Raw genomic sequence first — 24,732 nt, forward strand, 5'->3', positions numbered from 1 at the left:
CAGTTCCAATGATCCTGGTCCCAGACCATCCGGTCCCAGTCGCTGCTACTTTCAACGGACGAGTTCTCATCACTGTCACCGCCGCCCCCACCGCCACAGGCGGCAAGTGCCACGGCAAACAGACCGCATACCAATAGTCGAATGAAGTTGCCACACACAAATGTTACCCCCTTGTTGTCCTGATGGTTGAATCCGGCCTGATATTGCGTACACCGGTTCCCTGCCCGGCACGAACAATCGCGCGGGAGAACCATGCGGGACGCTATCCCGATCGAACTAACCCGGGGTGGCAGCCCTTATCACGATCCAATTTCCCCACCAAACACCCCGTCTACCAGCAACTTTCAGCCGCGGTATCGTCGTTAAGTGCCCATACCTCGTCGCCGGTTATGAACACCGTTCCATTTGCGTACCCTATCGGTCCCTTGCTGGCCCCGTCGGTGAAAATGGCCGTAGTCCACTTTTTGTCACCGTTCAACGGATCGAAGCCATAGAGGAACGTCTTGAGACTCTCGCTTGCCGCCAGGTAAACGGTGTCGCCGACCACGATGGGGACGCCGTTGGTCACGGGGTAGGTTGGCAGGTTGTTGCCGGATTCGGGGTCTTCGTACCACAGGTCCCCCGAGTCCCACAGCTGTGTCCCGTCCTCGGCGTCGAACGCTACGAGCGCGAAGCTATCCCTGACGATATAAACTCCCTGATCGGTCACCGCCATCGCATCGGATTGCACGCCGTCGGGTAGAACCACGTCGATGACTTCGGTCCTGCTCTGCAGATCGAACGCGCGGAGGCGGTGTTCGGCGCTGGAGTATCCGCTATCGGCCACGACGTAGTAGAGTTTCCCGTTCGCGACAACCGGGTCGGTTTTCACCAGGTAGAAAAACCCGCCTGAGACATCCTCGCGCCAGTTTTGCGTGGGTCCGGACAGGTCCACGAAGTAGACGTAGAGATGTGAATCATCCGGAGCCAGGTAGTAGGCGATACCGTTGTCGATGGTGACCACTCCGGAGGGTGCGTTGTAGTTTATGGATGAATCCGTCGTGTCCACGGGGTGCTCCCACTTCACCGTGCCGGCCACGGCGCGTCGAGGGCGACGAGGTGACCACTTGTGAGCAGGTACAGCCGGATCGTGCCCAGTTTATTGGAATCACATTTCATGTTGATGCTCCCTTTTTCATTTTGCTGGTGCGTTCGGGCGCACTCACGAATGCCGGCCCAGCCGGACCAGTGCTATACCTGTGGGTTGCTTATGTCGGCGGCTCGGCGAACGATCCCGCGTTCGCCGAGCCCAGTCTGCTATGGGGTGGCAGTCAGGAAGTCGTTACAGGTCTGGAACTCAGCGGTGTAACCATCGGGACCAATCACCTGCACCTCATGGGGATCCGGCGCGTCGTCGCCGAAGTAAACGGCCACTTCAGTGTTGTCCGCACCGGTTACCGTGATGGAACCACCATCCGGGCACACTTCTCCCGAATCGCCGTAAAGGGATTCATTATTCTCATCAACCGGATAGCTGAGGTCTTCGGCACTCAACAAAAGGGTGCCCTCGCCGTCGGGCGATTCGAAGCTCCCGCCCACGGTTACCGTATTGGAATAGTTGGAGTAAGTGCTTCCACTGACGGTATAGGAAAAGGAATTGCGGACCGAAGCGTCTGCATTGAGCGAGAAGTCGGCGCCCGTGTCGCACTCCACCGAGAAACCGTGATCGGAAGTAGTCCCGTATTCGAATACGAACAGGTAATCACCATCAGGCAGGGTGTCTGGCATCTCGGTGTAGATCCTCCAGCCGAATGCGCCCTCGAAACTGCACCCATTGCCCGTGAAGGCGCCATTATCCGTTTCGATTAAACTCTCGATACCACCATTGGGAAACTCATCCCACTCGCCGACCGTAAGCACCATCACGCCATTGAAAGGCTCGCTACCGCCTGTATCGCAATTAGTGGCAACATATTCGATAGTGGAACTTCCACTGGTATTGTTTAACGCGGTGGCTTCGAGAGTACCGCCACCTGGACAATCCGCGGAAACGACACTGGTCCTGGCTATTTTCTCCTCGGCATCACCGGAAATACTGGCAAGCTCGTCTGTGGCGCTACTCAATTCATCACCGGCAGAGCCCGCACCACCGGCGCCACGAGTGGCTTCCTGGGCGGCAGCAAGAGCGTTGTCATCGGTGACTTTAGCAGTTGCATCCGTGCCGCCACCACTGTCCATATCGGTATCATCCCCGCCACTGCTTCCGCCACCACAGCCGTGCAGCCCGAGTAGCAACAAGGGAAACAGCATCAAGTATGATTTTTTTTGCATAGGGTTCTCCATCTCCTGCGATTACCGAATTCATCCCGCTGCAAAGACACCGAAGCTCATTCGACTCGGTATTTCATTTCCTGTCTTCGCGCTTCAGTTCACTCCTGCCATACCATGGAAACCCTGGTAGTTGGCGCATGGGAGCCGTGCGGGCCGTCAATGGACGAAGTTAGCGTTCAGAAGGGGGGAGGTATTGTAAAAATCGGACAGATCTGGACTTGCGTAGCGCGGAAACTTGGAGGTGTGGCCGCGAACGCGGCCACACAAGTTCAGCCGGATAGCGATGCCGCCCGGCCAAGATAGTTCTTCAGAAACGGATCCGGGTGGTGCAGGAAAGCGAGCGGATTGGTGCCGATCAGCCGCTGGAAGTCATGGATAAAGTGTGCCTGGTCGTAGTAGCCACAGCGTAACGCTGCTTCCTGCAACCCCTCGCTGTTTTGTGTCAGCATATGCGTGACTACCCGATTGATCTGCACGATCTTTGCAAACGGCTTGGGGCCCACTCCCACAGTCCTGACGAATTGCCGGTACATCTGCTTGGGGGTCCAATGACACCGCTTGGCAAGATCTTCCATCCTGATACAACCATCAGACTGCTCGATCAAGGCTACTGCATGGTCGACCCGTGGAGTTTCCACCGCATCCTCCACAAAGCGCGAGAGGAAGCACTCTAGCGTGTTGATCTTGTTGGTGACCTCCACCTGCGCGGGAAGCGTCTCAAGCAATTCGCCACCATCGGGAGCAATTTCAAGAAAGTCGGTGATGCAATCGGTAAAGGTACTGCAGACCCGTTTAAAGAGCCGATAAAACCCGGTGGGCTGAAACTCAATGCCTAACAGCTCGCTGTTCTGCGCAGTTTCCGCAACGGGCATTTCGTTCTTCAACTGTCCACCAACAAACAACTCAGGACATCGACTCCAGCAAACATCAGAGAAACTCATCCGCATCGGGGCATTGTAAACGTGGGTGATGTAATGCGCTCCGGTGGGCGGGACAGCAATGGTGGTGGAAGCACCCTCGGGACCGTAGCTGTGCAGAATCCGGCGAACAAACGGAAGGAGATATTTCGAAGGAGGGTATTCCTGATGGCACAATTGGGGTTCATCTTCCATTTTCGCGCTCTCCGGCATGTCTGCGACCTGCTGTTAGTCTCCAATCGGTGGTTGCAATATCTACTTGCAATGGGCCTTTTCTATCACACCCACGCCGATGAAAAAATGTCGACACAACCTTGAGGTTTCATGGTGAATCCTCGTCGACCCTTCAATGAGATCGATCCTGGAGGCCAATCGGGGTGACAATTCCGCAGCTCGGAGCGAAGCTGTAGAGAAGGACATCAGGAAGTACAAGCCGCACAGGAGCTACCCGCATGCTGATATTCATTGCAGGTCTCATACTGTTTTTTGTCCCGCACACGGTCTCTATCGTCAATGAACCGTGGCGCAACCGTATGGCCGAACGTCTGGGCGAACCAATCTGGAAGGGTATCTACTCGATTATCGCCATCGTTGGTCTGGTACTGATCATCCAGGGCTACGGCATGGCCAGGACGGACCCGACCATCCTCTATCTACCGCCGCTGTGGGCAAACCATCTCAACTGGTTGCTGATGCTCCCGATCTTTCCCCTGCTGATCGCCACTTATGCCCCCGGGCACATCCGGGCCCTCACCCGACACCCGATGCTGTGGGCGACCATCATCTGGGCCGGCGGCCATCTGCTCGCCAACGGCATGCTTGCCGACCTGCTGCTGTTCGGAACCTTTTTCATCTGGGCCGTCGCCGACCTCATCTCCATGCGTCGACGCATCCAGCGCCCGTTACCCGAACTGCCCGCCACAGCGGCCAACGACATCATCGCCGTGGTGGGCGGGCTCGGCATCTACGCCGCCTTCCTGTTCGGCCTGCACGGCTGGCTCATCGGTGTACCGCTGATGGGTTGAGCACCGGTTCAAAGACAAAGAGGGTCGGACCAAGCCAACCTGCTGATCAGACACCAAAACCTCGGATTTTTGTGGTAGATTTCAGCCTTAAACGCCCCATTTTGTCCCCAAAAACAGCTTTCCAGGGAGGGAGCTTATGCCGCGCGCTAGTCGTCATTATCTGCCCGGACTGATCTGGCACGTTACACATCGCTGTCACAAGAGAGAATTCCTGCTCAAGTTTGCCCGAGACCGACGACTTTGGCGGAGCTGGCTATTCGAGGCACGCAAGCGCTACGGCCTTTGCGTGCTGAACTACGTTGCCACGTCCAACCACATACACCTCCTCATTCGAGATCAGGGCAAGGGAGAGATTGCCCGCTCGCTGCAGCTCATCGCCGGTCAGACAGCGCAGGCTTTCAACCGCCGCAAGGCGCGCAAAGGAGCCTTCTGGGAGGACCGCTATCATGCGACCGCCGTTCAAACTGGCGAGCATCTGGCTCGCTGCCTTGCCTACATCGATCTGAACATGGTACGTGCCGGTGCGGTATCGCATCCGTCGGAGTGGGAAGTGAGCGGCTACCGCGAGATCCAATCGCCCCCGACTCGCTATCGGATCATCGACGGAGTTGCGTTACAGAAATCGCTGGAGATCAAACAAATGAACACCTTGCGGCAGCACCAGCGTGAGTGGATTGAGCAGGCGCTGCGGCAATCCAGTCTCTCCCGCGATGCCCGCTGGTCAGAAAGCCTGACTGTGGGCAGCGAGCTCTTTGTGCAGGACATCCAGGCCCAGCTCGGAGCAGAGGCGCATTCACGGAGCGTGCAAGTCGATAGAGAATCCGCTTGGCTGCGCGAACCCTCAGCCACTTATACGGTCGATTTCGACGACGAAAACAGCCTTCTAAGTACAAAACAGCGGAGGATATCGTGAATTAATGAGTTCGAATCAAGTCGTTACTGTGGTCCGACCCTGGCCACGTCTGGCCACAGTCTGAGTTCGGGCTCACGGGCTACTGCAGGTGTCGGCGCATGAAGCGCGTCGCCCGCCAGATGGCATCCTTGGCCGCCAGGTCATCGGCGAAGGTACGCACCGAATCCGGACGGAAATCGAAGCCGCGGCCCACACCCGGATAGACCACCAGCCGCGCCGGCCGCCCCTTCTCCTGCAGAGACTGCACCGCCATCTCGATCCCCCGGCGGCGCTGATACTGCTCCTCCTCCCCGATGAAGATGAGCGTCGGGATGGTCAACTCGTCTGCTTCAGGCGCATATCGGTAGACCTGCATCGGCTCCGGCGCGTTGGGGTCCTGCATATGAGGATAGTAGCTGACGTAGCAGGCCACATCGCGCTCCTGGCGCTGCTGCGTGACGGCCACCTTGAGGGTGTAGTAACCGCCGCGGGTGTGCGAGTAGAGGCAGGCGCGGCTCGAGCTGATATCGGTACGCTCCAACAGGGCATCCAGGGCGACCCCCACATCCTGCTCAAGAGCATAGTCATGCTCAATAGGGAACTTCTCTACGAAGCGGGCGCTGTAGATATCCGGCGCCAGTACCACGAAGCCACGTGCCGCGAGGCGCTTTACGTGCAGCTGGATCAGCTCGTCGAGTCCGCGCCGTCCGTGCTGGAACAGCACCGCCGGGTAGCGCTTGCCGTCATCCGGACGGGCGACCAACGCGGGGATATCGACGTCCTCGCCACTCACCTCCACCCATTCGGTACGCACGGCGAGGGTTTGCGGCGCAGGCAGGACCCCCTCGAACCACCAGTCGTTGTCCCACCAGCCGGCCTCCTCGGGGGGCTGGGCCTGTACGGGTACAGTGGCAAGAAAAAGGGCCAGAGGGGCGAGTAGTCGAAACAGATGCATAGGGGGTGCCTTTCGCTTGGGGTCAAAGCCGACGGTCGGTCCGGTGTCCGCTCTTGGCGGCCTAGCGGGTTTTACAACAACATAGCCAAAACGGACACCGGACGGAACCGGGGCGCCGTCGGCTTGCAGATTACTGTGGTCCGACCCTGGGTCACTGAGTCCTCAGCCACTTACACAGTCAATTTCGACGGCAAAAACAGCCTTCTAAGTACAAAAAAGTAGAGTATTTCGTGGATTAATGACTTCGAATCAATTCGTTACTGTGGTCCGACCCGGGTCCTGACCGGGTCCTGACCGCTTTCGTCATTGAGGCCGGCGATAACCCTCTGTCCGTGGGCGACGAGGTCCGCTTCGGCGTCAACTACAGCGCCTTGGTGCGAGCGATGACCTCACGGTTTGTCATCAAGACGGAGAAGGGCGGAAAACGTACAGACAGTCCGGTTGCCCCTCGCGCAATTCGACCGTCATCGGCTAATTCGCCCAATGAAATCGCAGTGCCCGAAGTAGCAACCCGAACCAGCTCCGACTTGCCAAATCCTGGCCGGCCTACACTTGAGGTTTGGATACTGGCCTTTTGACGCACCCGAGCTCCGCCTCAGGCGACAGAAAAAGCAGACGGGAGCGAACCCGGAGTCGATATGGATTCTTCCGCGAGACAGCACCTTCTCGCCACTGCGCTCTGGACACTCATCGCCTTTGCCGTTGGTCACCTTCTGGTAACGGCGCAGGCGCTTATTATCCCTCTGGTCATCGCCATTTTTGTCTGGTATCTGCTGAATGCACTGATAGCTTCATTTGGCGCTATCAGCGTGGCCGGGGTCCGGGCACCTCGCTGGCTGCAGTTCCTGTTTGCGGGACTGGCTCTCCTCATCGCCACCAACGTCGTGGTCGGCATCATCACCGCCAGCGTCGGTGAATTGATCAATGCTGCACCGGTCTACCAGGAAAACTTGCGAAACCTTATCGAAGAGGTGCAGCAGCGGTTCGGGTGGGCCGGTCAGCCGGGGGCTTCGCAGCTGTTCGGCGAACTGGACCTGGCCGCGCTGATCCGCAGAATCGCTGCCGGGTTCGGAAGTCTGATCGGCAATATCGGGCTCATCGCGGTCTATCTTTTTTTTCTCTTTCTCGAGCAGCGCTATTTCGGAGCGAAGTTGGCCGCGGTGCTGCGCACAGAGGAGCGCCAGCGTCGCGTCCGCCGCCTTCTCCTTGATCTCGACCGAGACGTGCGCAGCTACATAGGCATAAAGACCTCGGTAAGCGCTCTGACCAGTCTCGCTTCGTGGACACTCATGCAATGGGTGGGCCTGGACTTCGCCGACTTCTGGGCACTACTGATCTTTGTGCTCAACTTCATCCCCAATATCGGGTCCATTGTCGCCACCGCTCTGCCCACCCTCCTGGCACTGCTTCAGTTTACCTCCGTGGCACCCTTTCTAATCCTGCTATTCGGCATCGGCAGTATCCAGATGCTGGTTGGTAATGTGCTTGAGCCGCAGATCATGGGCCGATCACTGAATATGAGCCCCTTGGTAATCATCCTCTCACTGGTTATGTGGGGCTTCATGTGGGGAATCGCCGGAATGTTCCTGGCCCTGCCGATCACCATGGTCACCATGATGATCTTCTACAATTTCGAGACCACCCGGTGGATCGCCTTGCTGATGTCACGAGATGGACAACTGCGAAAAACTGACAATGGCAGACAGCAATCATAGGAGCAGCGTCGGGTACGATGCACCCATACTGCTGAAAGGACGCAATTCGTTAGGGATGATTCTCTTCGGATCGCCTGCGGCACGGCCTGTTCCTCACTCGGTCCTTCTCCCTGGACCTGCGCAGGGACTTTTCTAGCCAGGTCATTCAAACGCGAAGTCGCTGAACGATACTGGTGGTAACTTCCAGATTCAGAGGTCGAGGCACTGTATATGGATTTTTCAGCCCTCTCCGAGCCTTTCGTCATCGCACTCAGCCTTGCGGCGGCGATCGTCGGGCTCATCGTCGGTTTCCTGATCGGCAAGTCCGGAGAACGTAAACGCAAGCGGGTCGCTTTGACCCAGGCAGAGGAAAAGGCGCAGGCCGATCTTCACCGCGTTCTGGGGGAGCACGAGCAGCGTATCGAAACGCTCGCGAAGGAGCATCAGAACGGGTTGAGTACACTGAAGCAGGAACACGCCGATCAGCTCGGCGCCCTGAAGCGCGAACACACCAGCGAGCTGGAGCGCGTCTCCAGCGAACACGCCGGCCTGATCGAGAAGCTCAATGCGACGAATATGGCCAACCTCAATCAGGTGACGGCGGAGCTTAACCAGGAACACCAGAATGTGGTTCAGGCGCTGCGGGAGAAGCATGAGCAGGCGATGGCCGCTGTGCGGCGGGATGGAGAACAGAACCTGGAACGCCTCGAACGGGAGCGGGACCGCCAGGCTGCCGAACTGCAGCAGCACCACGAGGCGGAAGTGGCGCGGCTGAAGGTCCGCATCGACGAGCTGAGTACTGAGCAAAAGGAATTGAGCACCACCCTTGCTGATCGCGAACAGACGGTGGCCAAGCTGAACGCCGACATCGCAGAAGCACAGCTCAAGAACTCGTTTGCGGTCTCCCGTTCCGGGGAGCGGCTGATTCGCGTGGTTCGTAGCGTGCAGGAGCTGGCCAATGAGTTGGAAGAGACCTCCCGCACGGTAACCAACGGCGAGTATTCTTTCTTCACGGCCATAAAGGATCAGCGCGACCGGGAAACAGTACTAAACCTCACCGGTGGGGTCGCTGGACATACCCACGACCAGAAAGGGACCGATGAGCCGGCGGCCGAGGCGCAAGAGCAGCCCGAGGAACCCGAGAGCGGGCACGAAGACGGGCCTGATCGGTAAAGCCGCAGCACGAACCGGGCGCCGCCCCCCTTAACCGAGGTCAAGGACGCACCGCCATTCACCTTCTACCCTGCGTTTGGCAGGCTCCTGGAAGAGGGTTTTCGTCCCTTCTCCCCGAGGGAGCGGGTTAGGAAGGCAAGAGGACAGGTCGTGGCCGTACTGAATATTGATCGACCCGAAAAGGTCGGACGCTTTGCGCTGCTCTATCTCGGGTTTCGACCCTTTTTCCTGGGTGCGGGACTCTGGGCCGTCATCAGTGTGCTCCTGTGGCTGGGCATCTACACCCTGGGCTGGCGTCTGCCGCTGGCGGGGCTCTCGCCAACCCTGTGGCACGCCCACGAGATGGTGTTCGGCTACGCCGTCGCGGTGATAGCCGGATTTCTGCTCACGTCCGTGAAGAACTGGACCAACCAGCAGACCTGGAACGGCGCCCGGCTGGCCGCACTGGTGGTGCTCTGGGCCGCCGCGCGCGTCCTGTTCGCCCTCGGCGGAGCCGACATGCTGACCACCGCCACGCTCATCAACGCCCTTTTCCTCCTCGGGGTCTTCGTCGCCATCGGCCTGCCGGTGGCCCGCGCCCGACAGTGGAACCAGCTGCCGGTCATCATCATCCCCGCGCTACTGTTCATCGCCCAGCTGCTGGTGATCCTCGCCCCTGCCCCGCGTACCGGCATCTACGCCGGACTGTTTCTGGTCGTGCTGCTCATCTTCATCATGGGCCGGCGGGTGATCCCCTTTTTCATCGAGCGCGGCGTCGACGAAGAGGCCAGCATCGGGAATCCGCCCGCGCTGGATATCGCCTGCATCGCCACCTACCTGGTCTACGCCGTCGCCGAGTTCACCGCACCGGTATCGCCCTGGACCGCGCTTTTCGCCTGGTTCGCCGCAATGGCCCATGGCGTGCGCCTCTACCTCTGGTACACGCCCGGAGTGTGGCACAAACCGCTCGTGTGGGTGCTGTGGCTCGGCTACGCATTTCTGGTACTGGGCCTGGTGATGCGGGCGATGGCCGCCTTCTGGTTCACTAACCCCTTCCTGGGCCTGCACGCTCTCACCTACGGCGGCATCGGCCTCATCACCCTCGGCATGATGGCGCGGGTCTCGCTCGGCCACACCGGGCGCAACGTGTCCGAACCGCCGAAGGCGGTCGGCTGGATGTTCGCGCTGCTGGGTGTCGGCACCGTGGTGCGCGTGCTTCTGCCCCTGGTGCTCCCGGCGAGCTACTACGGCAGCCTGATCGTCGCCTCCCAGTTGCTCTGGATCGCCGCCTTCGGGCTGTTCGTGGCCATCTACGGCCCCATGCTGGTGCTGCGCCGGGTCGACGGGCGATACGGGTAGCCGGGAAGGAGGAGCAGCATGCCTCCAGGTAGGACCACCGATACCATTCCATCACCGGCAATACGTTGGACGTAAGCCTATTACCGGCTGGCACCACCCAATCTACCGTGCTCAGCGTTTGGATAAGTAGCACCCAAAAAGAGCCACCCCTTGCGCAATCCCAATGGCGCGCTTGAATAATGATTGATACCCAGTGGGAGAAGGACCATGGACGAGCCCACCTTCGGCAAACGCGAGACTGTGGCAGACGGGGTTGAGATACTGCCGTCGTACCTACCGGTTCCCGGGTTCGGCGTGCTTCCCGTCAATGCATTTTTGCTCCGAGCCGCTCAGCCGATGCTGGTCGATACCGGTCTCGCCATGCTGCGGGAAGGCTTTCTCTCCGCATTAAGCTCCGCCCTCGATCCGCAAACGCTACGCTGGATCTGGGTGACCCACGCCGACGCCGACCACGTAGGCAATCTGGCAGCGGTACTGGAAGAAGCGCCCGAGGCACGGGTGGTCACGAACTATGTCGGCATGGCCAAAATGACCATGCTCGGGTTGCCGGTCGTCGAAAGGGTTTATCTGCTGAATCCGGGACAGTCCCTGAACGTCGGTGACCGCACCATCCAGGCAGTCAGACCGCCCACCTACGACGCCCCGGAGACGACCGCCCTGTTCGATCCGGTTTCCGGGGCACTATTCAGCGCCGACTGTTTCGGCGCCCTCCTCAGTTCACCCTACGAGGACAGCCGGCAGATCCCGGGCAACGAACTGGGCGAAGGGCTCACAACCTGGGCCACCGTAGATGCCCCCTGGCTCCGCGTAGTGGATGCCCGTCTCCATAGGCAGGCGGTCACAAGCTTTCTGGAGCGCAAGCCCAAAATAATATTAAGCAGTCACTTGCCGCCCGCGCCGGGGATGAACGACCGGTTGGGTGAGATCCTCAACCGGGCCATCGACGCGCCCACCTTCGTTGGACCGGATCAGGCGGCAATGGAGCAGAGGCTCGCACAGTAGGAAAAAAGGCAACATATTCCACCCGTACCCCCTATCCTTGAGGTCGACCGAAGGGCGCTGGAGATCATGGGGATGGTTACCGGAGGCTCAGCGTTCGAACACCACCGCGTCGGGATTGGCCCCCATTGAGCCAAGGGCGTCTTTAATGCCGCTGACGAACTTGGGCGGACCGCACAGATAGAACCGTTGGTCCACATCAGTGATATGCCGTTCGAGAAACGCCTTGTCGATCCGTCCCGATTGACAGCCGGAACCCGCCTCCCGAGAGCAGAGGTAAGTACAGCGCTCGCCCAGGTAGTAGCGAAACTCCTTGGCGGCGATCACATCGTCCGGCGTCTTGTTGGAAAAGAGCAGTGAATTCCCCGCCAACTGACCATCCCGGGCCAGGGTCCGCAGAATTGCCATAAACGGCGTAATCCCTGCCCCGCCGGCAATAAAAGTACCTGGGCCTTGGTAGGTGATCGTCCCGAAGGGTTCGGATATCAGCAGGCAGTCCCCGGCTCCCAGTGTATGGAGCTTTTCGGTGACGCCGCGATGTTCCGGGTAACCCTTGATAGTAAACTCCAGCACCCGGTCTTCCGGCAGCGAAGTCGGGCTAAACGGCCGGGTCTCCTCCCGCCAGTCCGGCGCATCCACGGCAAGTTCGACCCCCTGACCGGGCGACCACTCGAAGCCCTCCGGCTTGCTGACAATAAAGCGCTTCACGTCGTGGGTGACGAACTCGGACATCAGGATGGTCGCGTTTTGCATCTATTCTCCGAAACGGTGACTACATACCCTCAGTCTAGGACAGACCTCAGCTAATCGGCATCTCCAGGAAAATGCGCGACTTCCGCGCGGCGGCGATCGCCTCGGGCGTCGCTTTTCTCGGCATGTTCGGCATGTGGGTCGGGCTCTGGCGACTGCCGCCTGCGTTCGGGTGGGTCGGGTGGCGGACCGCGTGCTTTTGTATTACGTCCCCGTGGTGCTGACCATCAGCCTCGGTGCACTGATGTTTTGGGTCACCTGGCAAGCCCGTGATGTGGGCGGCTTATCGTTGGTAACGAGAAGTAGAATGTCGCCCCCGCACCCGGTTCCCCTTTGGCCCACACGCGCCCCCCATGGCGCTCCACGATACGGCGCACCGTGGCAAGTCCGATCCCGGTCCCGACGAATTCACGTTCATCGTGGAGCCGCTCAAAAGGATTGAAGAGCTTATGGGAAAATTGTGCGTCGAATCCCACCCCGTTGTCGGCGACATAGAAGATGGTCTCGCCGGAGTCGGAGTAGGCGCCGAACTCGATACGCGGTTCCGGTTGAGGCGCAGTGAATTTCCAAGCGTTTTCCAACAGATTCTGCAGCAGGACCTGCAGCCACTCCCTGTCCCCTTGTGCGATCAATCCGGGAGCAATCTGGAACGCGACCCGCCGTCCAGGATCGCTCTCGTGCAGGGCATCGGCGATGTTCCGGGCCATGGCACTGAGATCCACCTTCTTCGGCACCATCTCGCTTCTGTACACCTTGGAGAGATCAAGCAGACCATCGATCAGGTGCGCCATCTGCAGGGTGGAGACCTGAATTCGCCCCAGATAGCGCTTGCCTTCATCGGTAAGACAATCCGCCTGCTCGTCGTTGAGTATCTGGCTGAAGGCATTGATGGCACGCAATGGGGACCGCAGGTCGTGAGCCACCGAATAGCTGAAGGCCTCGAGTTCCCGATTCATCGCCTTCAGGCCGCGGGTGCGCTCTTCGACCTGTTGCTCCAGCCGGATGCGCGATGTCAGCAGATACAGAATAACCAGCATGACGGCCAGTATCCCGCCGATCATGATCATCCGCGCCCTGCGGTGTTCCTCGATTCGCGTTTGCAGAAGTGCATCCAGCGTGGGGATTACATGGTCGTATATCGTGTACAGCTTATCGATCGTTTCACTACCGCGTTCGAACACCATCTCCCCGCTGATGGTGAGCTCCTCAGCATCCAGGATTTCCCGAATGAGACCCGAGAACTGCGCGACGCCCTGCTCCGCTTCCCCGACCAAGTCGCTCAGATCGGTCTCGAGCCGAGGATGAATATTGAAGATGATCCTCAGGTTGTGCCGCAGGCGGCTATTCCGCTCCTCAACCCTCTCCAGGTCAAACGCAAGTCGCAGACGTGCATCGGCTATGGTTGATTCGTTCGCTTGCAGGTGGGTGCCGATGGCACGCAGATGCCCGATCCTCTCGGTCAGTGCCGGGAGCTGAATGGCAACGAGATCCACCATGTAGTAGCCGTCGATATCAGGCTCCTGGATCAACCCGGAATTATCGACAATGTAGCTTTTGAGGGCGATGAGTCCGGCAGCCAGTTTGCTGTGGGCCTCAAAATTTTCGGAGGCCGTCATTGTGGATTCACCCGTCTTGATCCGGCTCCACTGTCGGATCAAACGCTCCAGACGATCACCGACCTGGAGAGTGGCGCCAAAATGCTCATCTATTTGGTAAAGTGCGAAAAATGACTGGTCGACGATGGAACGGATTTCGGCAAGCTTGGTGGGTTTACTCGTGTCTTCGCTGCCCACCAGAAGTGACATTCCACGGTGTTTCTGCACATGTTTCAGTAAACCCCGGAGCCGATCGATGTAAGCCAAGCCCTGGCGTTCTTTTTCGATAACGTCAATTGCGGTGTTTCGCTCGGCGATGAACAGGTAGCCCAACGATACGAGCAGGGCGAGAAAAACAAAGAAGACAAAAAGAGTATTCTTCGGATAGTGCAGCAGTTGGAGCAGAGCGCTGCTGTCATGTCCCCTTTCCCCAACCGGCTCTCCCATCATCTTGCGCAATGATCAACGGTCCATGGTGGAGTTACGGGCCATTTTGAGGTTCGTTGGGAGACAACGTCAAATAAAGATTTCGTCACCTTCGAATGCAGGTGGCGATAGTATTGCCCCGGAGAACGTGGCATGAATACTTCCGAAAGTTTCTTTGCTTGCAAGTCAGATTACTCGAACAACGGCAGAATATGAAACACTTTTGCCAATGAACACAGCCCAGTGGTATTGCGTCCCCCAGCGCCTCCACGCCCAAAGCGATGAGCCGTTGCCGTATCCTATTTCCCAGCTTCCCTCCTGCCTGTTCACTCGGCAAAAACTCACCGTCATGGACCTTTTCGGGCGGAACAGTGTACGACCGAACGCACCGTGCCACATCCGCGCCTCTTGGTATGGATTGACACCGGCACAACAGAGCCCACATATTGGAGCCACCGATGAAAAGGAGCCACACTGATGCGACTCAGGGATCTTCGCACCCAGCAGGGGATGACCCAGGAAGAGTTGGCGACGCGCCTCGGTACAGAGCCGGGAAACATCGCCCGCTGGGAGAGCGGTGACGCCCTATTGAGCGTCCGCCAGGCGAAGGACCTGTGCATGGTGCTGCATTGTACGGTGGAAGAGCTGCTCGGCTGGGAGATCGAGCCCGAGGAGTGGGCGGAGACACCGTTCGCCGTCACCGATACCGGCACCCCTTACGGTACCCTCACCATAGAAACCACCGTCGGCCACCGCGAATTCCCCATCGACGAACGGGCACGGGAATCGCTCCTGGAACAACTCGAACCACGCAAGCCCCTGCACGCCGAAGGCACCCCGGATGGTTGGCTCTACGCCTGGACGCTGAACAACAGAATCCTGCTGCTCAATCCCACCTTCGTCAGGAACATCGAGTTGACAGGGGATGACGTCGAAGCGATGCCTGGGTTTGAACACCCCGAAGTCTATCGGGCACTGGATGGCTGGGGCCACGAAGCGATCACCGGCCAAGTCCGAAAAGCCTGCGAAAAGCTGATTGCGGAACTCGGCGAAGCACGAGCCCTACAACTGGCCACCGACTTGCGGGTGACCTACGACAACGGAGAAGACGAGTGTAGCTACCTCAATGAAGAGGTCGTTCCGGACCTGTTTGCCCTCGAGTTCGGACACGCCCATGTACCACGCACTGCGTTCGTGGAGCTGGTGCAAGAGGGTCAGTATCGCTCGCGGTTCGTGAATCTGGAGCATGTGGTCGCCATCGAAATCCCGGCTGAACGCTACCACCGGTTGAGCGTTGTAGAGTAGCCTGCGCCGGAGGGCCGGGGCGTGGCCCCGGCCCGAATCCGCCGCTTAATGGCGAATGCCGCTTTCCCAGCCGCGATGCACCGCCGGCTTGTAGAAGTCCCATTCAGGGTAGTTGTGGTCCTCCCAGTCCTTTCTCACCTTCGGCTCTACGTTTCCCCAGTCACCATCACGGTAGTAGGGATCATGACCCACTCGATAGCCGTAACGGTAGGCCGGCAGCACATCTTGATAATCGGCGCCGGTGCCGGAATACGCCTTGTTGTAGTCGTCTTGGAATTCCGTCTCGACATTCCGAAATGAGGCCTCTGCTTCGGGACCCAGCTTCTCGACCTCCACCTTCGTCCCGCGAAGCGTCTCGTGGACAACCTCCTTCCGCTCTTTTTCCTCTTTCGAGATCTCAACCTCCTCTTTGACACGAGCCTCTTTGCCCACCACGGGCTCTTCTCCCTTGGCACGCACCTCAAAGGATTGCTCCTTGAAGGCCCCCGTGTCCTTTTCACGCGCCGGTCGGTCGGTCGGATGGCGCTCTACGTGTATATCCTCTTCGTGTAGAGACACCGACTCCTGCACATTGCGCTCGGTGGGACGGGTATAGATACGGACCCCACCACGGGAGACCGGTCGCGTACCGATCTTGAGTTCCTCCTCGATGCTTTCGAGTTTTTCCGGCGCCTCCTTCCCTTCCTTCTTGTAAGCAGCGGCCCGCTGGTCGACATCCAGGGCACCGTGGCGATTGAGTATATCGGCCGCGCGATCGACCTGGGTGTCATCGGCATCGACCTTCACCAGGTAATCGCCTTCCTTATAGGCGTGCTCACCGTCACCCCCGATCAGCCCCATCTCCCGCAGAAACGCGTGCAAACCGCTCTCTTCGGGTCCTGGCTCCTTGGTGAATTCACGGTGGTCCCGTACCTCGATATCGCGGGCAGAGAAGCCCTCATGCATGAGGTCCTGAGTCGCGCTATCGGCTTTCGCCTTTGATTTAAACAGGCCTAAAAGTGTTTTTGCCGTCATGACGTTTCCTCCATGAGACTGGGCGGGCGTTGCCCTCCACTAGGTCAATGCGGTTGCTGCTTATCCCGTTTCACCGCAACCTCCTCTCTGCGCAACGTGACCTTCTCGGGCCTGCTGCGCTGACTCCGGTGCTTGGTGATCCGCACCTCCTCCCGAAGCACCAGTCGTTTCTCGGTTACCACCACCTCCTCGAACAGTGGGATGACCAGCGTTTCCCCGTCATAGTGCGCATCGACAGGCGTATCCACCTCCTGGTTCACTGCGACGCGCTCGATTGCTATCTCTTCGCCTTCTGTCGGCAGATCGACCCACTCATCATGGGATTCCACCCACTTCTCCACCGTCACCCGCTCCTCGTACGGGCGTTTTTCCACCCGCAAGCGCTCTTCCATCACAGGCACGGTGATCGTACTGCCCTCCCCAGCGGTTTCGATGTCAGCAAAACGGACCGGCAGGAAGTATTCATCGCCGCGAGGCTCCAAGGCATGCACGGGCACCAACAGGCTCCGGTCCTCCACCTCGACAATCCATTGCTCTTCGCCATTGGTCGGCGGCCCGTTCGCCACCACGCGTCCGTGAATACCGTCCTTGTCGACAACGTCCATTTCACACGCTCCTTGAAGAGGTCTTTTTGCTGCCTCGCCATGGCCATGAGTCAAGCACCAACCGGTGCCTTAAAACATTGTGTTCATTACTGAACTGGGCAGTAATTGCAAGGGCGAGCTGATGTACGCCGACGTCACCGAAGTGATCGGCTCAGTTCGCCGGCAGGAAGGAAAACCGGATTGTGGGTGCATGGCGATCCGGAAATGGCGAGCGCGCCACTTCCGAGTATTCAGCCGTAAATTTTCGAAGGGAGCGAGAAGCGACCGCGGGGGTACCATCGGATTTGTGGGTTATGCAAGAGAAAAGGCTGACACGCCGTAACGCGCACTGTGTTCGGAGCTGGCAAATGAGGATGATTACCGCTCGCGGTTCGTGAATCTGGAGCATGTGGTCGCCATCGAAATCCCGGCCGAGCGCTACCACCGGCTGAGCGTTGTGGAATAGACCGGCTACTTAGTACCGGGGTCCGGAATTTAATCGACTCTGACCAACTCTGACCCGATCGTTCGATAGCCAGGAGTGCTGAGGGCGACCTCCTGGCTATCAAGCGACCTAAGCTCGATTCGGCCTCTATCAGGCGTCGTACTCGCCGGCTGGTTCGGCCTTCACGGGCGGCCTTTCGAGTCCGGCCTCCTGAAAGATCGACGAAACCTCGGGATCGGCAATGAACCTATCATAGCCCTCCGTCTCCCAATCGAACTCCACCCACACACGGCTGGGGTCGTCGGGATCGCGGAAAACTCGCGAACCCCTGGACCCGTACTCCTTCCTCTTCTCGGCGGCTTTTGTGGAGAATGTCTTTATGAACCGATCGAAGTCGGCGACCTTTGTAGTGGCAAGAATCATGTCCCCTCCTTGGTCCGCTGTGACCAGTATGATTAGACGAAGAATAGGCACCCTTTTTGCCCGGTTCCAGCGGTCTTTGCCTTCGGCATGCGTATTGCCGAAATCTTTCGCATAGCGGCCCCTAGCGCGGCAGGGCAGCGTCAGACCGCAACCTGTCAGTACTGGTGGCTTTCCAGGCCGTAGGCGGGACCGGTTCAATTGTGCTGTGCAGGCGGACGAAGTGATGTAACAACCGTAAGCGTCGGCCCATTTTCGGCCCACTTCTGTTCCCGGCAAGCCCGTTCGACTAAACTACTCTCCGATTCTCTCCTTTCCTGTTCTGCCGGAGGCTCGATGGACATTGTCATCAGCGCCGGCCTGCATCAGCACTAGACCGTACGCGGTCGGGCTGCAGGCGGCCCATCTCAACAAAACACCGTCACTTTGGCGGCGTGTTCGCGCGCCGTTCCGAATCCTGTTGAGAGGATGACCTGCCATGTCTATCGATTTCACTGCGCTTCAGCCGCTGGGTTGGAGCAATGCCTTTTCCACTCAGCTCTCGCTGGAACAAATGGACAGCTCCCGTGCCGCGCGGGTTACCGGCGTGGAGCGGGGCAGCTACCTGGTCGATGCCGGCTCGGAGCCCTTTGCGGCTACTCTCGCCAGTCGCTTTCGCCACACACACACCGCACCCGAGGATTTGCCGACCGTCGGTGACTGGGTCCTGCTGGAACTCGAGTCGCCGCTGATAGTGGACCGGCTCAAGCGTCGGAGCCTGATCGCGCGACGGATGGCGGGTGGAACCGAAAGTCAGCCCATCGCGGCCAACATCGATCTGATGGTGATCGTCAGCGGGCTGGATGGCGAGTTCAATCTGCATCGTATCGAGCGCTACCTGGTGATCGCCGCACAGGCCGAGGTCATGCCGCTGGTGCTCCTGACCAAGGCCGACTGTGTCGACGAGCCGGAATCCTTCGTCGCGATGGTTCAAAGCCGCATGGAAGATGGCGAGGTGCTTGCGGTGAATACACTCTCCGACCCGCTGTCGCAGCGTCTCGCTCACTTTCTGGCACCCGGAACCACCCTGGTGGTGGTCGGCTCCTCCGGCGTAGGCAAGTCAACACTGGTCAACAATCTCGCAGGTGTTTCGCTCCAGGCCACCAGGAGCATACGCAAGGATTCGAAGGGCCGGCATACCACCACCTCACGCACGCTGATCCGGCTACCCGGCGGGGCCTGCATCATCGACGTACCGGGAATGCGTGAGGTGGGGTTGGCTCCGGTGGACGGCGCGGTTGCCCGACAGTTTCGGACCATTGGGGAATTGGCTGAGTACTGCCGGTTCGCCGATTGCAGCCACGAGGATGAGCCCGGTTGTGCGGTGCGACAGGCAGTGGACCGGGGTGAAATCGATCCTGATGAGTGGGACCACTACCTGAAGCTGAAGGCCGAGGAACGTCACAACGTCGCCGACCATCAACGCCGACGCCGGGAACGCGTGTTCGGCAAGATGGTCCGCGAGGTGATGGATATTAAACGCAGGACCGGGCGACGGTAGGCCGATACAGGAGGCTCCAATGCTTCCCGCAGCAGATAGAGCATCCACTTCGATTCCCGCGGGCGAAAGGATTAAAACCTTGCAGGTGCTGTGCTCGTCTTCGCCATCGCATTAGTGCGGCCCAGACGGTCCAGACAGAGAGGACCACAGTCGAAGGATGTGGGTCTAGTCCGATATTTTGAACCGGGGATAGACCACGCATGAAACCTTCCAGCGGCTAAAATAAATCGAGCGCGTGCCTGATTTTGTGTGCTCGCGAAGTCGGGTTCACGCCTGCCCGGAGGGGAAAGAGCGCTTCGCAAACGATGAAGGGATGCGGATATGCCAGAGTCAACTCAATCGGTCGTTGAGCACCATGTTCGGGCTTTCAGCGAGGGTCTTGAGCCAGTTATGGAAGACTTCACCGACGAATCGGTTCTCATTACAAACGATGATACATATCGTGGTCTCGACCAAATTCGGGGGTTCTTCAAGACGATGATCGAGAATCTTCCAGAGGGGTTCGAGGATGCCGTTGTCATGCGACGTCAGGAAGTTCAGGGTGAACTCGCGTTTCTCCTCTGGGACGCGAAACCCTGGTATCCGTTCTGCGCGGATACGCTGGTGGTCCGCAACGGCAAGATTCTGTATCACACGTTTGCCACGCAGGCTCCATAGTGCCCGCGGAACCGGGGGCTGACTGAAGCGCCCCCGGTTTTCCGATAAGCACTTGTTAATGGTGTCAGAGTCAATTCAACCGTGCATCGGTTGGTGCACGAACCGATCACCGGGAAAGTCCGCAAGGCGGCGTAAGGCTGATTGCAACTCAAGCCCTGGCAGGGTTCCCGTGATAAGCTTTTTCTTCTAATCTCAGGTAATTCTTTTCGGAAACCGGCATGAAACGACAGCGCGCCCTTCAACTGCTTTCTTGCAGCAAGCCGGAATTGCAGGCCCGCTTCGGCGTTACCCGGCTGGCCCTTTTTGGCTCAACGGCGCGCGATACAGCGGGCAGAGAAAGCGATGTGGACGTCCTGGTGGACTTCGACGGGCCCGCCACGTCCGACCGCTATTTCGGAGTGCAGTTTTACTTAGAAGACCTGCTCGGCTGCCCCGTAGACCTGGTCACTGAAAAGGCACTACGTCCGGAATTACGCCCGTATATCGAACAGGAACGGGTTAATGTCTGAAACATCGAAGCGCGAGTGGTCTTTTTACCTCGACGATATGATCGCCTTCTCAGAGAAGGTGCTCGCCTATAGCAACGGTCTCGACCAAAAAAGCTTCATCGCCACTGGTCTCAATTACGATGCCACTTTGCGCAATCTCGAACTGATTGGCGAAGCTGCGACCCATATACCGAACGAGATCCGCTCCGCTCACCCGGAGATCCCATGGCGGATGATTATCGCCACCCGAAACCGCTTGATTCACGGCTACCTCGGCATAGACGACGATACGGTCTGGAGCATCGTTCAGGACGACATCCCACCCCTGCTGGCCCGGCTAAAGTTGTTCCGGGAGCGCCGCGGCAAACGACAATAACTGGGATTGTGACCGCCAACCGGGCGCTACCGTCGGATTTGTGGGTTATGCAAGAAGAAGACCCGACCCCATTCTCGCCTGCGATATTCACTCCAACGCAGAACATCGAACGCCCGCCGGGCTTCGGGTGGCGCCCGGGAAGCCGGGACGACCGAGAAAAACAGGGTCATCTACACTAGAGCACAGAACCTAAGCTGCCTAAGCTCCAGGCATGGGAGATCAGGATGATCGCACACACCACGTTACACGTGAGCGACTACACGAAGTCAAAAGCTTTCTACGTGCAGGCTCTCGCACCGCTCGGTTATCAGAACAACATGGAATATGGCGAAGCGGCCGGTTTCAACGACGGCAAGAATACCGACTTCTGGATTGAGAGCGAGGATACCGTCGTGCCGACTCACCTCGCTTTCGAGGCACACAGTCGAAAAGAGGTCGAGGAGTTCTACAAGGCGGCGCTGAATGCTGGCGCAACGGATAACGGTGGTCCCGGCTACCGTGACTACTGGCCGGGCTACTATGCCGCATTTGTCTATGACCCTGACGGCCATAATATCGAGGCCGTCTGGTACGACTACGAAAAAGTTAGCTAATCAGAGCCGTTCAGGTGGACGTCTTCTGCCCGAATCGCCAGGTGCCATCCTGCGTGCGACACGCCTTCGAGCGTCCCTCTGCCTGATCATCACTACTGATCACCTTCGTATGGTAGCGCCGACACAGAAGACCATCGGATTGGAAGGTCTCGATCGGCGTCAGGCGGAAATCGACCCCGGAGTCCGGATTGCGCCAGCTCACCGTCTGGCCGTCGCGTGCGCTGTCCAGGGCGTGCGCGGTACAGCTGGCATCTTTCCTATCCATGCTGCGGCCGAGGCTTTTGCCAACAGCGAACCCGGTAATCGCGCCCGCAACCGTCCCCAGTTCCTGGTTGCCTTCGTTGCGGCCGACCTGATTGCCGACGATGCCACCAAGAATGCCGCCAAAGACCGCTCCGGCGGCTTCACGGTTGCAGGTGCTGCCCTCGATCGCGATATCTCCGTTCGAGACCCGTATCTCCGCCACCGGTCTCTCCTCCCCGTATCGATGGTCACGCGAACCCTCATGCTTGCGACGGTACCCGTGGGCCGGCGCCCAGGGCGGTGGTCCGTCGCTGTAACCATGGCCAGATTCATCTTTCCAGGGCTCCGCTACCGCGTAGCCGGGTAGAAATAGAACGCCGCTCAGCACCAGCATGAAGAGAACGCTCGTTTTCATTATTGTTTGCTCTTCCAATAAAAAAACCGGCTCATCCTAGCAAGAAGCAGCGGGCGTCACCGGCACAGATTCACACAACGGACGCTCGCCTGATCGGCAGCACACTATAATTGGCTGAACAAACGTAATCAGGCTTGATTTGCCATTCCTCGCTCCCATTTAGAACGACAGGTCCGCTACCGGGAGCGGCGGGTCCGTTTATGTTCATGTTCCGGAGGAAAAAACAGTGAGCGAAAATCGTGCGGAATTGGTGAAAGAGCGTATCAAACTACAAGAGTCCCTCAGGGAACACATCGCCAAAAACGGGTTCGACTATCGGGAGTACGTCAATCCGCCTGCGGATAGTTGGGTTGGGCAGTACCAGAAGCGAATCAAAGAGATCGATGACGTGCTATCGCCAGAACTCCAGTACTGGAAAGGCTGAGACCAAGGCCTCCAGGCCTGACGGATAGGCTTGGAGGTCTTACTTGATCACCTTGTGGCGATTTGTGGGATGGCTCATCAGAGCGGGCCTACCAAAGGCGAAACCGATCGAGCCAGAGTTCGGGCGATAAGGGAATCGAAGGGCTTTTCGCAAGAGGGCTTCGCGGCCGAAGTCGGGCTCGAATCGTGCCTATTATGGGGAGTTGAGCGGGGGGAGGAGCGGAATGTTGCGGCGCTCAACCTCATCAAAATCGCCGCAGTGCTTGATGTGTACCCGAGGAACCCTACCATTTTTTGTCCGGGAGCGTGACCGCAACCAAAAACGAGGCCTGTACCCGATCGGACTTACAGTCAGCGGCCAGTCTCAAGGAAAACTTCGCTGCGGTGGAAATCCAAATACTTCCGCTGTCCTTCAGTAAAGCTACCGCCATTAAGATTCTCATCGACCGGTATCCCCATCTTCTTCAGGGAAGGTCTGTGGGCAACGGGGGATACAAGCATCCGTCCGTCATCTTCGAACGAGATGAATCCTCTGTCGAACAGATGGTCCACTGTAGGGGTCAGCAGCAACCCATTCTCCCCATCGAGACGTTCTTCATTGTTGCTGTCTCGCCAAGGCTTGCAGTGACTCGCTACCAAGTGTTCGATGCGATCGACCTTCGTAATCCGGCAGTAACGCTCAATTTTCCGAACACTTTCCTTGAAGCGTCCCTGCCCTCGTCGTGCGAGGACTAAGGCGAGCTTGTCGGTCTCCGAAATGCCTGGATTGCTTTGCAGTTCTTGGGTAATGTGCTCCTCCCACTCCTGCTGGCCGGTGGCACTGCCCGGTGTCCAGATATCGACGTCCTGCGTGGACGTCATCAGGTGCTGGAGTTCGCTTCCGATCAACCCTGACAAAACCCGCATCAACGCCGGCTCGACACGCGTGAGGTAAAGGTTCTGTTTGCCCTCACCAGTTGACCGGAGTGGCGCATACTTGTCGGGCAGCACGGGCGCAATCAACGGCATGTAGTCTTTGGGCCGTACCTGATTCCCCAATTGGATGTAGTGAACGTCGACGCGCCAGCCCGTCTTATCCCAGTAAGCACCCCTCGTGCCGAATTCGGCAGGTTTAGGGGCCTCATAGCAGTGGGTGCGTGCGATACCCAAAGCACGGATATAGGTGCCTTGGTAGGAGAGAATCAGGTCGCCGGGTGCAACCTCGCGCATGGATTCATAGAAAGGATTACGGGCGCCATTGGAGTTCCGTTTTGGGGACCACAGGTAACCGCCTCGAAACTCCTGTTCGAAGGTTTGATTCTGGTTAACCCACCAATAACGCACTTTCTTATTCTTGTTATTCCGAGAAACGGTTCAGCAGCCAAGAGCTGCACGTAGGCTAGCTCCGCCAGGTTATCTGTTCAGGCTGGTGGCGGTCAAAAGCAAATTCCTCCGTCTCCTTTTCGCCCGATGTGGCGGAAAGACGCGCTACTCAGTACCGAAATCCAGAAATTAATCCACTCTGACCCTGATTGATTTAGCCACGATTGGGTGCAGCAACAGTCCATGGAGCGGTTTAAGTTACTCTGACCCGGTTTACGAGGTACTGTTAAACGGTGCCCCCGGCCCTGGTGGAAGAGCTCGGTGCCGATGGCCTGCACCTGGACAGCAAGGCCCTGAATTCTGCCGACAAGCGTCCGGTGCCCGAAACTTACCTGCTCGCCGTCTCCGGCCATACCTTGAAAGCGCTCCGGAAAGGCGAAGCCCTCGGTGCCAGCTTCGCGGTGCTCCCGCCCATCAAATACACCAAGGCACACCCTGATATCGAACCGTTGGGATGGGACGGATTGGAGACTATCGCCGCTCAGCTCAAGATACCCCTCTATGCACTCGGACCTGAATTCATAGAATAACTGCAACGCCTGCTTAGATAGGCGGGTGGGTCAGTTGCCGTACAATCGGCAGCTCTCACCCTAACCGATTGCAGGCGACACATGGGACACCAGTACAGGCAACTGACCCACGAGGAACGATACCAGATTGGCGCGCTGATGGAACTGGGGTTTTCTCAGGCCGAAGTCGCGAGGAAGCTCGGCAGAAATCGCAGCACGATAAGCCGGGAAGTACGCCGTAACCGCCAAGGCACCCGGTACCAGGCAACCAAGGCCCAGCATAT

Annotated in this window: 26 protein-coding genes; 15 read left to right on the plus strand and 11 right to left on the minus strand. The window is 58.4% G+C overall.

Going from position 1 to position 24,732, the window contains the following annotated elements; genetic code table 11:
• Positions 1–331: 331 nt before the first annotated feature.
• The 3 genes from BLP65_RS11305 to BLP65_RS11315 form a co-directional block, all read right to left on the minus strand.
• A complete protein-coding gene (locus BLP65_RS11305) occupies positions 332–1,048 on the minus strand; it encodes an outer membrane protein assembly factor BamB family protein (protein ID WP_175452542.1) in 717 nt (238 codons plus the stop codon).
• A 248-nt stretch (positions 1,049–1,296) separates the two neighbouring features.
• A complete protein-coding gene (locus BLP65_RS11310) occupies positions 1,297–2,322 on the minus strand; it encodes a hypothetical protein (RefSeq protein WP_139181492.1) in 1,026 nt (341 codons plus the stop codon).
• 257 nt (positions 2,323–2,579) lie between these two features.
• Positions 2,580–3,422, minus strand: a complete 843-nt coding sequence (locus BLP65_RS11315; RefSeq protein WP_175452543.1) for a helix-turn-helix domain-containing protein — start codon at positions 3,420–3,422, stop codon at positions 2,580–2,582.
• Between the two features lie 257 nt (positions 3,423–3,679).
• Between BLP65_RS11315 and BLP65_RS11320 the strand changes: the two genes are divergently transcribed.
• Positions 3,680–4,252, plus strand: coding sequence for an NnrU family protein (locus BLP65_RS11320; RefSeq protein WP_092997032.1), 573 nt, complete (start codon positions 3,680–3,682; stop codon positions 4,250–4,252).
• 136 nt (positions 4,253–4,388) lie between these two features.
• Positions 4,389–5,165 (plus strand): transposase, encoded by a 777-nt coding sequence (locus BLP65_RS11325; RefSeq protein ID WP_092997035.1) that lies wholly within the window; start codon positions 4,389–4,391, stop codon positions 5,163–5,165.
• A gap of 79 nt (positions 5,166–5,244) precedes the next feature.
• Here BLP65_RS11325 and BLP65_RS11330 read toward each other — a convergent pair whose 3' ends face one another.
• The gene (locus BLP65_RS11330) at positions 5,245–6,099 is read right to left on the minus strand and encodes a dienelactone hydrolase family protein (protein WP_092997037.1); all 855 of its coding nucleotides are present in this window, start codon (positions 6,097–6,099) and stop codon (positions 5,245–5,247) included.
• A 638-nt stretch (positions 6,100–6,737) separates the two neighbouring features.
• On the opposite strand from BLP65_RS11330, the gene BLP65_RS11335 reads away from it, so the two are divergent.
• The 4 genes from BLP65_RS11335 (at position 6,738) to BLP65_RS11350 (ending at position 11,306) form a co-directional block, all read left to right on the plus strand.
• Positions 6,738–7,814, plus strand: a complete 1,077-nt coding sequence (locus tag BLP65_RS11335) for an AI-2E family transporter (RefSeq protein ID WP_092997039.1) — start codon at positions 6,738–6,740, stop codon at positions 7,812–7,814.
• Between the two features lie 210 nt (positions 7,815–8,024).
• Entirely contained in the window at positions 8,025–8,966 is a 942-nt protein-coding gene (locus BLP65_RS11340) for a coiled-coil domain-containing protein (RefSeq protein WP_092997041.1), read from the plus strand.
• 150 nt (positions 8,967–9,116) lie between these two features.
• A complete protein-coding gene (locus BLP65_RS11345) occupies positions 9,117–10,304 on the plus strand; it encodes an NnrS family protein (protein WP_092997044.1) in 1,188 nt (395 codons plus the stop codon).
• A 207-nt stretch (positions 10,305–10,511) separates the two neighbouring features.
• A complete protein-coding gene (locus tag BLP65_RS11350) occupies positions 10,512–11,306 on the plus strand; it encodes an oxygen-binding di-iron domain-containing protein (protein ID WP_092997047.1) in 795 nt (264 codons plus the stop codon).
• 87 nt (positions 11,307–11,393) lie between these two features.
• Here the strand turns inward: BLP65_RS11350 and BLP65_RS11355 are convergent, their stop codons facing one another.
• A complete protein-coding gene (locus BLP65_RS11355; protein ID WP_092997050.1) occupies positions 11,394–12,056 on the minus strand; it encodes an FAD-binding oxidoreductase in 663 nt (220 codons plus the stop codon).
• Between the two features lie 251 nt (positions 12,057–12,307).
• The gene (locus tag BLP65_RS11360) at positions 12,308–14,098 is read right to left on the minus strand and encodes a sensor histidine kinase (protein ID WP_245688310.1); all 1,791 of its coding nucleotides are present in this window, start codon (positions 14,096–14,098) and stop codon (positions 12,308–12,310) included.
• A gap of 453 nt (positions 14,099–14,551) precedes the next feature.
• On the opposite strand from BLP65_RS11360, the gene BLP65_RS11365 reads away from it, so the two are divergent.
• Positions 14,552–15,379, plus strand: coding sequence for a helix-turn-helix transcriptional regulator (locus tag BLP65_RS11365; protein WP_092997056.1), 828 nt, complete (start codon positions 14,552–14,554; stop codon positions 15,377–15,379).
• A gap of 45 nt (positions 15,380–15,424) precedes the next feature.
• On the opposite strand, the gene BLP65_RS11370 is transcribed toward BLP65_RS11365, so the two are convergent.
• The 3 genes from BLP65_RS11370 to BLP65_RS11380 all read right to left on the minus strand — a co-directional run bounded on the left by BLP65_RS11370 (position 15,425) and on the right by BLP65_RS11380 (position 17,845).
• Positions 15,425–16,393, minus strand: a complete 969-nt coding sequence (locus tag BLP65_RS11370) for a YsnF/AvaK domain-containing protein (protein ID WP_092997058.1) — start codon at positions 16,391–16,393, stop codon at positions 15,425–15,427.
• A gap of 44 nt (positions 16,394–16,437) precedes the next feature.
• Positions 16,438–16,998, minus strand: coding sequence for a YsnF/AvaK domain-containing protein (locus BLP65_RS17090; protein WP_217631972.1), 561 nt, complete (start codon positions 16,996–16,998; stop codon positions 16,438–16,440).
• A gap of 574 nt (positions 16,999–17,572) precedes the next feature.
• Positions 17,573–17,845, minus strand: coding sequence for a hypothetical protein (locus BLP65_RS11380; protein ID WP_092997061.1), 273 nt, complete (start codon positions 17,843–17,845; stop codon positions 17,573–17,575).
• A 475-nt stretch (positions 17,846–18,320) separates the two neighbouring features.
• Here BLP65_RS11380 and rsgA point away from each other — a divergent pair, with 475 nt between their 5' ends.
• The 5 genes from rsgA to BLP65_RS11405 all read left to right on the plus strand — a co-directional run bounded on the left by rsgA (position 18,321) and on the right by BLP65_RS11405 (position 21,496).
• The gene (gene rsgA, locus BLP65_RS11385; RefSeq protein WP_092997064.1) at positions 18,321–19,382 is read left to right on the plus strand and encodes a ribosome small subunit-dependent GTPase A; all 1,062 of its coding nucleotides are present in this window, start codon (positions 18,321–18,323) and stop codon (positions 19,380–19,382) included.
• A 390-nt stretch (positions 19,383–19,772) separates the two neighbouring features.
• Positions 19,773–20,039, plus strand: a complete 267-nt coding sequence (locus BLP65_RS11390; protein WP_139181493.1) for a nuclear transport factor 2 family protein — start codon at positions 19,773–19,775, stop codon at positions 20,037–20,039.
• A 218-nt stretch (positions 20,040–20,257) separates the two neighbouring features.
• Complete coding sequence (locus BLP65_RS11395; protein ID WP_092997070.1) at positions 20,258–20,548, plus strand: nucleotidyltransferase family protein; 291 nt, start codon at positions 20,258–20,260, stop codon at positions 20,546–20,548.
• Positions 20,541–20,903, plus strand: a complete 363-nt coding sequence (locus BLP65_RS11400; RefSeq protein ID WP_092997073.1) for a HepT-like ribonuclease domain-containing protein — start codon at positions 20,541–20,543, stop codon at positions 20,901–20,903. The genes BLP65_RS11395 and BLP65_RS11400 overlap by 8 nt, the downstream gene beginning before the upstream one ends.
• A 224-nt stretch (positions 20,904–21,127) precedes the next feature.
• Positions 21,128–21,496, plus strand: coding sequence for a VOC family protein (locus BLP65_RS11405; protein ID WP_092997076.1), 369 nt, complete (start codon positions 21,128–21,130; stop codon positions 21,494–21,496).
• Between the two features lie 10 nt (positions 21,497–21,506).
• On the opposite strand, the gene BLP65_RS11410 is transcribed toward BLP65_RS11405, so the two are convergent.
• Positions 21,507–22,154 carry an RT0821/Lpp0805 family surface protein gene (locus BLP65_RS11410; RefSeq protein ID WP_092997079.1) on the minus strand — a complete coding sequence of 216 codons (648 nt, stop codon included), beginning with the start codon at positions 22,152–22,154 and terminating at the stop codon, positions 21,507–21,509.
• A gap of 226 nt (positions 22,155–22,380) precedes the next feature.
• Between BLP65_RS11410 and BLP65_RS11415 the strand changes: the two genes are divergently transcribed.
• A complete protein-coding gene (locus BLP65_RS11415; protein WP_092997082.1) occupies positions 22,381–22,578 on the plus strand; it encodes a hypothetical protein in 198 nt (65 codons plus the stop codon).
• A 350-nt stretch (positions 22,579–22,928) separates the two neighbouring features.
• Here the strand turns inward: BLP65_RS11415 and BLP65_RS11425 are convergent, their stop codons facing one another.
• A complete protein-coding gene (locus tag BLP65_RS11425; protein WP_092997085.1) occupies positions 22,929–23,900 on the minus strand; it encodes an HNH endonuclease in 972 nt (323 codons plus the stop codon).
• 272 nt (positions 23,901–24,172) lie between these two features.
• On the opposite strand from BLP65_RS11425, the gene BLP65_RS11430 reads away from it, so the two are divergent.
• Both BLP65_RS11430 and BLP65_RS17215 read left to right on the plus strand, forming a co-directional pair.
• Positions 24,173–24,469, plus strand: coding sequence for a thiamine phosphate synthase (locus BLP65_RS11430; protein WP_092997088.1), 297 nt, complete (start codon positions 24,173–24,175; stop codon positions 24,467–24,469).
• 138 nt (positions 24,470–24,607) lie between these two features.
• Positions 24,608–24,732, plus strand: a 125-nt coding sequence (locus BLP65_RS17215) for a helix-turn-helix domain-containing protein (protein WP_317623059.1), incomplete at its 3' end; no start/stop codon positions are given.

The organism is Thiohalomonas denitrificans (genome assembly GCF_900102855.1).
In the GTDB taxonomy this organism is placed as follows: Bacteria; Pseudomonadota; Gammaproteobacteria; order Thiohalomonadales; family Thiohalomonadaceae; genus Thiohalomonas; species Thiohalomonas denitrificans.

Coding starts and splice junctions, on each gene's coding strand:
- BLP65_RS11315 (WP_175452543.1), bottom strand. CDS start 3,422: ATGGAAGATGAACCCCAATTGTGCCATCAGGAATACCCTCCTTCGAAA.
- BLP65_RS11410 (WP_092997079.1), bottom strand. CDS start 22,154: ATGAAAACGAGCGTTCTCTTCATGCTGGTGCTGAGCGGCGTTCTATTT.
- BLP65_RS11335 (WP_092997039.1), top strand. CDS start 6,738: ATGGATTCTTCCGCGAGACAGCACCTTCTCGCCACTGCGCTCTGGACA.
- BLP65_RS11380 (WP_092997061.1), bottom strand. CDS start 17,845: ATGATTCTTGCCACTACAAAGGTCGCCGACTTCGATCGGTTCATAAAG.
- BLP65_RS11390 (WP_139181493.1), top strand. CDS start 19,773: ATGGAAGACTTCACCGACGAATCGGTTCTCATTACAAACGATGATACA.
- BLP65_RS11350 (WP_092997047.1), top strand. CDS start 10,512: ATGGACGAGCCCACCTTCGGCAAACGCGAGACTGTGGCAGACGGGGTT.
- BLP65_RS11405 (WP_092997076.1), top strand. CDS start 21,128: ATGATCGCACACACCACGTTACACGTGAGCGACTACACGAAGTCAAAA.
- BLP65_RS11320 (WP_092997032.1), top strand. CDS start 3,680: ATGCTGATATTCATTGCAGGTCTCATACTGTTTTTTGTCCCGCACACG.
- BLP65_RS11325 (WP_092997035.1), top strand. CDS start 4,389: ATGCCGCGCGCTAGTCGTCATTATCTGCCCGGACTGATCTGGCACGTT.
- BLP65_RS17090 (WP_217631972.1), bottom strand. CDS start 16,998: ATGGACGTTGTCGACAAGGACGGTATTCACGGACGCGTGGTGGCGAAC.
- BLP65_RS11310 (WP_139181492.1), bottom strand. CDS start 2,322: ATGGAGAACCCTATGCAAAAAAAATCATACTTGATGCTGTTTCCCTTG.
- BLP65_RS11365 (WP_092997056.1), top strand. CDS start 14,552: ATGCGACTCAGGGATCTTCGCACCCAGCAGGGGATGACCCAGGAAGAG.
- BLP65_RS11340 (WP_092997041.1), top strand. CDS start 8,025: ATGGATTTTTCAGCCCTCTCCGAGCCTTTCGTCATCGCACTCAGCCTT.
- BLP65_RS11360 (WP_245688310.1), bottom strand. CDS start 14,098: ATGATGGGAGAGCCGGTTGGGGAAAGGGGACATGACAGCAGCGCTCTG.
- BLP65_RS11400 (WP_092997073.1), top strand. CDS start 20,541: ATGTCTGAAACATCGAAGCGCGAGTGGTCTTTTTACCTCGACGATATG.
- BLP65_RS11370 (WP_092997058.1), bottom strand. CDS start 16,393: ATGACGGCAAAAACACTTTTAGGCCTGTTTAAATCAAAGGCGAAAGCC.
- BLP65_RS11395 (WP_092997070.1), top strand. CDS start 20,258: ATGAAACGACAGCGCGCCCTTCAACTGCTTTCTTGCAGCAAGCCGGAA.
- BLP65_RS11355 (WP_092997050.1), bottom strand. CDS start 12,056: ATGCAAAACGCGACCATCCTGATGTCCGAGTTCGTCACCCACGACGTG.
- rsgA (WP_092997064.1), top strand. CDS start 18,321: ATGTCTATCGATTTCACTGCGCTTCAGCCGCTGGGTTGGAGCAATGCC.
- BLP65_RS11330 (WP_092997037.1), bottom strand. CDS start 6,099: ATGCATCTGTTTCGACTACTCGCCCCTCTGGCCCTTTTTCTTGCCACT.